This window comes from Corynebacterium sp. CCUG 71335 (assembly GCF_024454075.1).
In the GTDB taxonomy this organism is placed as follows: Bacteria; Actinomycetota; Actinomycetes; order Mycobacteriales; family Mycobacteriaceae; genus Corynebacterium; species Corynebacterium genitalium.
Genome location: NZ_JAGPYY010000023.1, coordinates 1 through 1,825, shown reverse-complemented (window position 1 = coordinate 1,825; position 1,825 = coordinate 1). Strand labels below are relative to the sequence as shown.

General features: G+C 54.4%; 2 rRNA genes. Both read left to right on the top strand.

The features are described 5' to 3' along the window. Positions 1-1,515 (top strand): 23S ribosomal RNA (locus tag KBX19_RS11225); the annotation flags it as partial. A gap of 166 nt (positions 1,516-1,681) precedes the next feature. Then, a 5S ribosomal RNA gene (rrf, locus tag KBX19_RS11220) occupies positions 1,682-1,799 on the top strand. Positions 1,800-1,825 lie beyond the last annotated feature (26 nt).

The following is a 1,825-nucleotide window of genomic DNA, read 5'->3' as shown; positions in this document are numbered from 1 at the left end:
GGTGGGTGTGATGCGTGGGGCCTGATCCGTTGTAGTTCAGTGATGGGGTGACGCAGTCAGGTAGCTACGCCACTTAAGTGGATTGTGGTGCAAGCGTGTGGCACATGGACTAGTCAAATGCGGTCCTGTTTGTGTGAGGCGTGATGCGTAGCCCGTATGGGGTGATGGTGGTGATCCTATGCTGTCGAGAAAAGCCTCTAGCGATGTGTGTGTACGGCCCGTACCCGAAACCGACACAGGTAGTCAGGTAGAAAATACTCAGGCGGTCGGGTGAACTGTGGTTAAGGAACTCGGCAAATTGCCCCCGTAACTTCGGGAGAAGGGGGGCCATGACTGGTGAGCGCAACATGCGTGTGTGAGCTGGTTGTGGTCGCAGAGAAGAGAGGGAAGCGACTGTTTATCAAAAACACAGGTCCGTGCGAAGACGGTCAAGTTGATGTATACGGACTGACGCCTGCCCGGTGCTGGAAGGTTAAGAGGACCTGTTAGACCCTTTGTGGTCGAAGCGGAGAATTTAAGCCCCAGTAAACGGCGGTGGTAACTATAACCATCCTAAGGTAGCGAAATTCCTTGTCGGGTAAGTTCCGACCTGCACGAATGGCGTAACGACTTCCCTGCTGTCTCAACCACAGGCCCGGTGAAATTGCACTACGAGTAAAGATGCTCGTTACGCGCGGCAGGACGAAAAGACCCCGGGACCTTCACTATAGCTTGGTATTGGTGTTTACTGCGGTTTGTGTAGCATAGGTGGGAGACGTAGAAGCGTTCACGCTAGTGGGTGTGGAGTCGGCAAGTGAAATACCACTCTGACCGTAGTGGATGTCTTAACCTTGGCCCATGATCTGGGTTGGGGACAGTGCCTGGTGGGTAGTTTAACTGGGGCGGTTGCCTCCCAAAGAGTAACGGAGGCGCCCAAAGGTTCCCTCAGCCTGGTTGGCAATCAGGTGCAAGAGTGTAAGTGCACAAGGGAGCTTGACTGCGAGACCTACATGTCGAGCAGGGACGAAAGTCGGGACTAGTGATCCGGCACCTACTTGTGGATGTGGTGTCGCTCAACGGATAAAAGGTACCCCGGGGATAACAGGCTGATCTTCCCCAAGAGTCCATATCGACGGGATGGTTTGGCACCTCGATGTCGGCTCGTCGCATCCTGGGGCTGGAGTAGGTCCCAAGGGTTGGGCTGTTCGCCCATTAAAGCGGCACGCGAGCTGGGTTCAGAACGTCGTGAGACAGTTCGGTCTCTATCCGCCGCGCGCGTTGAAACTTGAGAAAGGCTGTCCCCAGTACGAGAGGACCGGGACGGACGTACCTCTGGTGTGCCAGTTGTTCCGCCAGGAGCATCGCTGGTTGGCTACGTACGGAAGGGATAACCGCTGAAAGCATCTAAGCGGGAAGCCTGTTTCAAGATGAGGTTTCATTCGAGGTTCCCCACAGACGATGGGGTTGATAGGCCAGATCTGGAAGCACCGTAATGTGCGAAGGTGACTGGTACTAATACACCAACAACAAAACAAAAACACCGTGCACAAACAAACAACACCAACAATTGCACACTGTTCGCGTCCACTATGCAGTATCTGACACACCACACACATGCCACAGATACAGATAACTAAACAACCGACCACACCACACACGCAGACGTGTGGTGGTCACCATGACACACAAGCCCTATGGGTGTGTCGGTGGTTGATAGCGGTGGGGAAACGCCCGGTCCCATTCCGAACCCGGAAGCTAAGCCCACCCGCGCTGATGGTACTGCACCCGGGAGGGTGTGGGAGAGTAAGTTACCGCCGACCAACAACAACAAAAACAACTCAATACA